The 6842-nt window shown below is 70.3% G+C and carries 7 protein-coding genes; 6 read left to right on the top strand and 1 reads right to left on the bottom strand.

What is annotated here, in order from left to right; translation table 11 throughout:
* On the bottom strand, positions 1–1340 hold a 1340-nt coding region (locus VMJ70_10270), incomplete at its 3' end, for a S41 family peptidase (GenBank protein HTO91508.1).
* 187 nt (positions 1341–1527) lie between these two features.
* Here VMJ70_10270 and VMJ70_10265 point away from each other — a divergent pair.
* The 6 genes from VMJ70_10265 to VMJ70_10240 all read left to right on the top strand — a co-directional run bounded on the left by VMJ70_10265 (position 1528) and on the right by VMJ70_10240 (position 6737).
* Positions 1528–2013, top strand: a complete 486-nt coding sequence (locus tag VMJ70_10265) for a roadblock/LC7 domain-containing protein (GenBank protein HTO91507.1) — start codon at positions 1528–1530, stop codon at positions 2011–2013.
* Between the two features lie 63 nt (positions 2014–2076).
* Positions 2077–2745 carry an ADP-ribosylation factor-like protein gene (locus VMJ70_10260; GenBank protein ID HTO91506.1) on the top strand — a complete coding sequence of 223 codons (669 nt, stop codon included), beginning with the start codon at positions 2077–2079 and terminating at the stop codon, positions 2743–2745.
* Positions 2742–3239, top strand: a complete 498-nt coding sequence (locus tag VMJ70_10255) for a phosphatidylglycerophosphatase A (GenBank protein ID HTO91505.1) — start codon at positions 2742–2744, stop codon at positions 3237–3239. Before VMJ70_10260 ends, VMJ70_10255 begins: the two co-directional genes overlap by 4 nt.
* Positions 3240–3353: 114 nt before the next feature.
* The gene (locus VMJ70_10250) at positions 3354–4610 is read left to right on the top strand and encodes a competence/damage-inducible protein A (GenBank protein HTO91504.1); all 1257 of its coding nucleotides are present in this window, start codon (positions 3354–3356) and stop codon (positions 4608–4610) included.
* Position 4611: 1 nt separating this feature from the next.
* Entirely contained in the window at positions 4612–5172 is a 561-nt protein-coding gene (gene thpR, locus VMJ70_10245; GenBank protein HTO91503.1) for an RNA 2',3'-cyclic phosphodiesterase, read from the top strand.
* A 14-nt stretch (positions 5173–5186) separates the two neighbouring features.
* A complete protein-coding gene (locus tag VMJ70_10240; GenBank protein ID HTO91502.1) occupies positions 5187–6737 on the top strand; it encodes a glycosyltransferase family 39 protein in 1551 nt (516 codons plus the stop codon).
* The last annotated feature ends 105 nt before the right edge of the window (positions 6738–6842 follow it).

Below are 6842 nucleotides of genomic sequence, written 5' to 3'. Positions count from 1 at the left end.
CGCTGATTCGGCGGCGCGTCCTTCTCGTCGGCCGGCCGCCGGAAGGCCGCGATCGCGGCCAGCGCCGGATCGCGATGATCGCGCCAGTCGGCGAAGGTGAGCGGCGCCGGCACGTCGGGCGCGATGAAGGCGCGCGGATCGCGCGGATCCGAGCTGTACCAGAACACCGTCGAGATCCGCACCTCGAGCCCGCTGGCCGGCAGCGTCACGCGCGCCGGATCGCCGGGCGAATTGGGAGCGCCTCCGGTCGGCTCGCCGACGAAGCGCGCGTGGGTCTCGCGCTGGAGATCAGCCGCGAGCATGACCGCGGCCGAGAACGTGCCGCGATCCACGATCACGAACAGGCCGCCGACGCGATCGAGCGCGGGCCGCTGGATCAGTGCGTGAACCAGCGGTTGGTTGAGATAGCCGTTGCCACCGCCGTTCCCGCGCAGGTCGAGGATCAGGCGCCGCGCCCCGATCGAATCGGCGTGCGCGAACAGGCGCCCGACGAAGGCGGCAAAGGTCGCGCCGCCGGGATCGTCGACGATCTGCCGGATGCGAGCGAACACCGTGCGCGCACTGTCACCGAGATCGGCGAAGGCGAATGGGCCGGGGAGCGCGCGCGTGAGCGGGAGCGGGGCGCGCGTGCCGTCGTCGGCCGAGCGCCAGCGCAGGCTCGAGTCGGGCCGCGCGGCCTCGAGACGCGCCTCGCGGGCACGTCCGGCGGCGTCGGTCACGGCGAGCCGCAACGGAGCGCCCGGTCCTTCGGACAGCCCGGCCGCGGAGACGAAGCCCGGGCAGGCGAGGAACACCGGCAGCACGTAGCGCGTCCACATCGGGTTGTCGGCCGGGATCAGCGGCGTGAGGGCGGCGACTGCCTCGGCGACCGGCCGGCCGCGGATCGCGGTGACGCGCGCACCGAGCAGATCGGCGTGCGCCGCGGTGGCGCGCACGATGCGCAGCCCGTCGGGGAAGACGTCGAATTCGACCGGGAACACGGCGTCGAATCCGGGGCCGGGAAGCGGCGCCAGCGCCGGCCGGCCGTGCGCCGGAAGCTGGAGCTGGCCGAGCCGCGAGTGGCCGTCGTGGAGCAGTGCCATCAGCCTCGAGAACTCGGCAACGCTCCGCTCGTAGCCGAGCCCCGGTAGCCGGCGCTCGAGATCCTCGGCCGCCGAGTCGAGAGCAGCGGTCAGGTGCCCGCGATAGGGACGCGGATGGAGCGAGTCGATCGCCGCCACCAGAAAGTGCGCGTCGCCGGCCCAGTGCCCGGGGTCCACCGATTGGGCGTGTGCGGGCGCGATCGCGCTCGAGAGCGCGATCGTACCGAGCGCAAGGGCGCGGATGGCGAGTCGAGTCATGCGGGTGTCGGACCTCCTGCGACGGCCTGGCTACGCCGGGAGAGTACCCTTAGTTTCATTTCGGCGACCTGAACTCGTTCTTGGCTTGTCGTCTGCCTCGCCGCGTGTTAGAAACGCCGGCGAGACACGGATGTGCCACGGAGTCGTCCCGGCCAACCCTCATCACCGCCGGAGAGCGGGGGGTGCCATGCCACAGTGGACTCTGTTCGAAAAGGACTTTCGCTCGATCGACGTCGCGCTCGGGGATCTGCTCGAGCGCACCAATGCTCTGTCGGTCCATCTCGTGGACCGGTCCGGGCAGCTCATCACCTCGGCCGGACGCACCGGTGATTTCGACGCCACCGCGTTCGCCAGCCTGGTCGCCGCCGACTTCACCGCCAATGCCGAGCTGGCCCAGTTGCTGGGCGACGGCAACGTGGACGCGGTGGTGAGCGAAGGGGCGCAACGCTCGGTCTATTCGTGCATGCTCGCCGATCGCGTGATCATGTGCACGGTGTTCGATAAGCGCAGCACGCTCGGACTGGTGCGCTTCCGCGCCCAGCGCGCCACCCAGGTGCTGGATCGCGTCTTCCGCGGCCTGTTCGAGAAGGTCGGGCTGAGCGAGCCGGTGCTCGGGACGCCGGCGTTCGCCGACGCGGCCGGCCGGGAAGTCGACGCCCTGTTCGGAGACTAGCCGAGCACGACCAGCCCGATGACTGCGTCGGCTCGGTCGGCTTGATCCTCTAGCGAGGGGCCAGTGGCCCTGATCAATCATCGCGCTCGCGAGATCCACTTCAAGATCGTCTACTACGGTCCGGGGCTTGGCGGCAAGACCACCAATCTCCGGATCCTCCACGACCGCCTGCCGCCCGAGCGGCGCGGCCGGCTGCTCTCGGTCGCGACCGACCACGAGCGCACCCTGTTCTTCGATTTCCTGCCCATCGAGCTCGGCAGTGTCAACGGGCTGGTGACGCGCTTCCATCTCTACACGGTGCCGGGACAGGTCTACTACCGGTTGTCGCGCCGTGCGGTGCTGCAGGGCGTGGACGGCATCGTGTTCGTTGCCGACTCGCACCCGGCGCGCGAGCAGGCCAATCGCGAATCGCTTGCCGATCTCGAGCAGCACTTGACCAGCCTCGGGCTCGACGAGCGCCGCCAGCGGGCCCTGCCGCGGATCTTCCAGTACAACAAGCGCGACCTGCCACTGGCGTTGCCGATCTCGAGGCTCAGTGCCGCACTCAATCTCTCGGGCGCGCCGGAGTTCGAGGCGGTAGCGCGCGAGGGCCGCGGCGTCACCGAAACGCTGCGCGCCGCCTGCAAGGCGGTACTGAGCCGGCTGGCCGCCGAGCCGGCCGCCGCTCCGTCCCCGCCGCCACGTGCCGCGCAGCCGGCCGGGGCCGGGCCCGGCGCGACTCCACACGCGTGAAATCCGTCACCCGCTTTCTCGCCACGCTCGGCCCGGCTGGCTGGGCGCCGGTGGCGCCGGCGACCGCCGGCAGCGCGGTGGTGGCGGCGATCGGGTGGTTTCTGCCGGTGCCCGCGCTACCAATCACGCTGGTGCTGATCGCGGTGGGGACGGCGCTCGCAATCTGGGTCGCGGGCGAGGCCGAGAAGGAGCTCGGCCACGACGCCAAGCCGATCGTCGCCGACGAGGCGGTGGGGCAGAGCCTCGCGCTGCTGTGGGTCCCGCACGCCTGGCCGGCATTCGTGCTGTCGTTCGTGCTGTTCCGCATCTTCGACGTGTGGAAGCCGCTCGGGGCGCGCGAAGCACAGCGGCTGCCGGGCGGATTCGGCATCGTCGCCGACGACTTCATCGCCGGAATCACGAGCTGCGCGACCTTTCACGCGCTGACGCTGATCGCCACGCGCGTGCTCCACCACTCGCCGTGGCAGGCGTTCGTTCGCGCGCCGCTCGCCTGAGCCTCGGGCGCGCGACCGTGCCTGGTTGCGCGGCACTTCGCGCGCGGGCATAGTGCCGCGACTGCCGTTCGCGCGCGCACCCGGCCGATCCGGGCGCCGCCGTCCAGGTCCCCCATGCGGATCGAGATCATCACCGTCGGCAACGAAGTCCTGTCCGGCCGCACGCTGGACACCAACTTCGCCTTCCTGGCGCGCGCGCTCGAAGAGGCCAGCGTTCAGGTGATCTGGCACACCACGGTCGGCGACACCGCCGAGGGGATCGGCGCGGCGCTGCGCCAGGCGCTGGATCGCGCCGACGCGGTGGTGATGACCGGTGGCCTCGGCCCCACGCCCGACGACCTCACACGCAAGGCGGTCGCGAGCGTGCTGCGCCGCCCGCTCCAGCTCGACGAGCAGGTGCTCTCCAGCATTCGCGCGCGCGTCAAGCGCTACGCGCGCAAGATGCCTTCGTCGATCGAGACCCAGGCACTGCTGCCGCGCGGCGCCGAGGCGTGGCCCAACCGGCTCGGCACCGCGCCCGGAATTCTGGTGGTGCATCGCGACAAGCCGGTGATCCTGCTGCCCGGTGTGCCCGCCGAGATGGAAGGGCTGGCGCTCGAGCACCTGGTGCCGTATCTCCGCGAGAGGAGCGGGCTCACCGTCGAGTGTTTCACGCTCCGCACCTACGGATCCTTCGAGTCGCAGCTCCACGAAAGAATCGGCACGCTGCCGCAGAACTGGCCCAACGCCTCGCTGGCCTATCTGCCGAGCTACTTCGGCGTGGACCTGCGCGTGACGGTGGCGGGCGAGGACGCCGACGCGGTGCGCGCGGTGGCGGAACGCGCACACGCCGAACTCTCCGCGCGCGTGAAGCCGGTCATCTACGCGGAAGGCAGCGAGAGCATGGAACAGATCGTGGGCGCGGCGCTGCTCGAGCGCGGTTGGAAGATCGCGCTGGCCGAATCCTGCACCGGCGGCCTGCTGGCCAAGCGTCTCACCGACACGCCCGGCTCCTCGCGCTACGTCGATCGCGGATTCGTCACCTACTCCAACGTCGCGAAGGTTCAGTCGATTGGGGTCAAGGAGGCCGACCTCGCCGCGCACGGGGCGGTGAGCGCTCCGATCGCGGAGCAGATGGCCCGTGGCGCCCGCGAGCGCGCTGGTGTCGAGGTCGGGATCGGCATCACCGGCATCGCCGGCCCGGACGGAGGTAGCGAGGAGAAGCCGGTGGGATTGGTGTTCATCGCAGTTTCCTCGCCGCTCGGGGAGGCGGTGCGGCGATTCCAATTCGCGGGCACGCGCAGCACCATCCGCGAGCGCAGCGCTCAGGCGGCGCTCGACCTGGTGCGGCGCCAGCTCCAGTCCCAGCCGCTCGAAGCCAAGCTCGAATAGCGTGCGGATTTTTCTCGCCGTGTTCCCGCCGCTCGCCACCCGGAAGCTTGCCGCGACCGTGATCGAGAAGCTGCGGCGGCCGGGCGACCACGTCTCGTGGGTCGCGCCCGAGAATCTCCACTTCACGCTGCGCTTCATCGGCGAGGTCGGGGACGACGGTCTTCGCTGCATCGAGGAGGCGGCCCGCGAGGCGGCAGCGGCCCATCGCGCGTTCGGCGTCGCATTGGGGCCGCCCGGCGCCTTTCCCACCGCGAAGCGCGCGCGCGTGCTATGGCTCGGACTCCAGCAGGGAACCGAACCGTTCGTGCGGCTGGCCGGTTCGCTCGAAGACGCGCTGGCGAAACGCGGATGGGAGCCCGAATCCCGCGATTTCTCGGCGCACCTGACGCTCGGCCGCGTGCGCGAGCCCGGCTTCGACTGGACGCCGGCGCTGACGCGAATCGTGGCTCCCGAAGGCCCCGACGCGCGCTTCGCCGTCGAGGCGATCGACGTGGTCGAGAGCCAGCTCTCGCGTGGCGGCTCGATCTACACCGTGCGCTCGCGCGCGCCGCTCGCCACCTGAGGAAGGATTCCGGTTTGAACGCCGCTGAAGCATCGAGCCTTCCCGATCGCGGACCGTCTGCGACCCTGCTGCTGGCGCTGCTCGCGCTCGCCAAGCTGGCGTTGCACGCGCCGGCGGTCACGCAGTACGGCTACTTTCGCGACGAGCTCTACTACCTGGCGTGCGCGCATCATCTGGCCTGGGGCTACGTGGATCAGCCGCCGCTCTCGATCGGAGTCCTGGCGCTCAGCACGAAGCTGCTCGGCACCTCGCTGGTGGCACTGCGCGTCGTGCCGGCGCTGGCCGGCGCGCTCACCGTGGTGATCGCGGGGCTGATCGCGCGCGAGCTGGGCGGCGGGAAGTTCGCGCAGGCGCTGGCCGCGATCGGCGCGCTGGCCTCGCCGATCTATCTCGCGATCGATCACTACTACTCGATGAACGCGCTCGATCTGCTGCTCTGGGCGCTGGCGGCGTGGCAGCTGTTGCGCGCGCTGCGCGCCGGCGATGCGCTCAAGCCCTGGCTGCTGTTCGGCGTCGTCGTCGGCCTCGGGCTCCTGAACAAGCTCAGCATGCTGTGGTTTGCGGGTGGCGTCGGCGTCGGGTTGCTGCTCACCGCGCATCGCGTGCGTCTGCGCAGCCTCGGGCCGTGGCTCGCGGCGCTGGTCGCCGGGCTGATCTTCGTGCCGCACGTGTTCTGGCAGATGCAGAACGGCTGGCCGACGCGCGAGTTCGTCCACAATGCGGTCGCTCACAAGATGGTGAAGCTCGAGATCGTGAAATTCCTCATCGATCAGATCGTGGACATGAATCCGCTCTCTGCGCCGGTCTGGCTGGCCGGCCTGGTGGCGGCGTTCACGGCCGTCTGGGCCCGCGGCGCTCGTGCCTTCGGCTGGATCTTCGTCGCCGTGCTGGCGATCCTGATCGCCAACGGCTCAGCGCGCTCCGAGTATCTGGCGCCCGCCTACCCGATGCTGTTGGGGCTGGGAGCTGTGGCGGTCGAGCGCGCCTCGACCACGCGACGCTGGATGCGCGTGGCGGTGCTCGCGCTGCCAGTCGTCGGACTTGCGCCGCTGCTGCCGCTCTCGATTCCGATCCTGCCGGTCGAGCGTTTCATCGCTTACCAGAAGGCGCTGGGGCTCGCCCCGGCCACCGAAGAGCGCCACGCGATGGGCTCGCTACCCCAGCACTACGCCGACATGTTCGGCTGGCAAGAGATGGCGGCCGGCGTGGCGCGCGGGTTCGCGACGCTCACGCCCGATGAGCGCAAGCACTGCGTGGTCTACGGGCAGAACTACGGGGAGGCCGGAGCCATCGACTTCTTCGGGTCGCGCTACGGACTGCCGCGCGCGATCTCGGGACACAACAGCTACTGGTTCTGGCCGCCGACCGCGGATGAAGTGCACGTGGTGCTGATCATTGGCGGAAATCCCGAGGATCACGCGCGGACCTTCGACAGCGTCGAACCGGTCGCCACCATCGCCAATCCGTACGGAATGCCCTACGAGCGCGATCTCACCGTGTACGCCTGCCGAGGCATCAAGGTGCCGCTTGCGCTCGCCTGGTCCCGGAGCAAGCATTACGACTGAGGCAAAGACAGGGAGGTCGCCCATGTCCGATCGGAAGCTTCGTCTTCGTCTCGCGGTGACGTTTGCGTTGCTCGTCGCGTTCTCGATTCGCGCCCGGGCCAGCGG

Origin of the sequence: Candidatus Sulfotelmatobacter sp. (assembly GCA_035498555.1) — a bacterium.
Taxonomy (GTDB): domain Bacteria; phylum Eisenbacteria; class RBG-16-71-46; order RBG-16-71-46; family RBG-16-71-46; genus DATKAB01.
Note: the sequence above shows the minus strand (reverse complement) of the source record. Positions and strands in the feature narration are given on the sequence as shown.